The sequence below is a fragment of the Cyanobacteriota bacterium genome, from assembly GCA_025054735.1.
In the GTDB taxonomy this organism is placed as follows: domain Bacteria; phylum Cyanobacteriota; class Cyanobacteriia; order SKYG9; family SKYG9; genus SKYG9.
Genome location: JANWZG010000591.1, coordinates 1 through 1,725, shown reverse-complemented (window position 1 = coordinate 1,725; position 1,725 = coordinate 1). Strand labels below are relative to the sequence as shown.

General features: G+C 49.8%; 1 protein-coding gene. It reads right to left on the bottom strand.

The features are described 5' to 3' along the window. Positions 1–566 precede the first annotated feature (566 nt). Positions 567–1,725: adenylate/guanylate cyclase domain-containing protein (locus NZ772_18480; protein MCS6815543.1), on the bottom strand; the 1,159-nt coding region annotated here is incomplete at its 5' end.

Sequence of the window (1,725 nt, the reverse complement as noted above, 5' to 3'; positions counted from 1 at the left end):
GAGGACATTCCTCAGGAATTGTACATACTTAAGCACGTGATTACTGGATTGACATGAGAATACGCTATATTTATATCGGTCTCTCACCACTAGCTCACACGGGCGAATGTCATTTTTCAAAATTTCTCTCCCTGCCTGCTGTGAACGTCACACGCAATCTATCTACGCCCACATCCCCAAACTTTACCCCTTCTTCCCCACTCAAAGGGCGAAAACAACATACTTGTCGCCTCTCCAGCACTAGGGTGATGTCCTGCCCATCGGTATTGGCTTGCAGAGCAACCCATTCCTTAGTCGTAGGATAAAAATGGCAAACAGGGTATGAAGGTCTTTTTACCCTAAAATTAGTTGTGGCGCAACTGGTTTTGAATTGCTCTATAATGCCCCTCCTACTACTGGGCTTGTGACTCTGCACTGGCTCTCGTCCAAAGATGCTTTTGATTTGCTGCCGTAAAGCGGGGATTAAACTCGTGCTCCCCACTAGTCGATCGCTTCTCGCAATATTGGCAACAATTCGCTCACCTGCTGGCGGTTAAATCTCAAGTTGTAGGCTTCAATTGTCTTGGCTAGTACTTCGGTTGAACTGACTCCGATTGCCGCTTGCCCAGCAAAAAATAAGTCTTCATGCTCCCCTTGCCCTTGATTTCAATCTCTCCCCGCTCCTGAAAATCATAACCGTAACGCAGCCGTCGGTAAACCGCTTCTGTCACCTGAATCCGATCGGGTACTCCATAGGACTCCATCCGACTCGCAGTGTTCACCGTATCCCCCCACAAGTCATACATGAACTTCCGCCTCCCAATCACTCCTGCAATCACAGGTCCACTATGCATCCCAATGCGCAAACTGAGATGGTAACCACAGATTTTGTCCACTTGACTCAGACTGCTTTGCATTGCCAGCGCCATGTCAGCCACAGCCTCAGCATGGTCAGCACGGGGAGTCGGCAACCCACCCACCACCATGTAGGCATCCCCAATCGTCTTAATCTTTTCTAAGCCATAGCGATCGACTAGTTGGTCAAACACAGAAAACAACTGGTTCAGCAGTTGCACAACATCGGCAGGAGACATCCTGGCTGAAAGTGCTGTAAACCCCACAATATCAGCAAATAACACCGACACTTCGCTATAGTGTTCAGCGATCGATGGCTGCTCTTGATCCTTGAGTTGGTGTGCGATCTGCTCTGGCAGGATGTTGAGCAACAGACGCTCTGACTTTTGTTGCTCCAGCTGTAGTCGTCTTTTTGCCTCAAACTCTGCCCGTTGTAACTGTTCGTAGCGGTAAACTCCCAGGTCACAAATGGCACAGAACCAGAACAGATAGAGAGCATGAGCAACATCAAGTCCTTGACCATGGGGGCGCAAACCCAAAACTGCAGTGGCGAAGGTATAGTAGGTCAGAGTTCCCAGTTGCGCTACCAGGTGCAATTGCCACAGAACAGGGACTATGGCAGCGAGAGTGAGGAAGACCAATGTCCAGGCGAAAAGACCAAGCAGGGCAAATCCGTTGAGGGTAGCCCAGAGTTGCTCGATCAGGGTGACAGACCAAGTGGCAGCAAGAAAGATGATGCCAGGGAGTTTTTGTCCCAACTTGGTGTAGGTAAAGCCCAGACATGTCAGCAAGGAGATTTGGACAACAACTGCCATGGTCAGCCAGTCCGGGGTGAGAGTGCTACGGTTGTGGCTAATCAGGACAGATTGCAGGAGGATGAAGCTGAGGTAG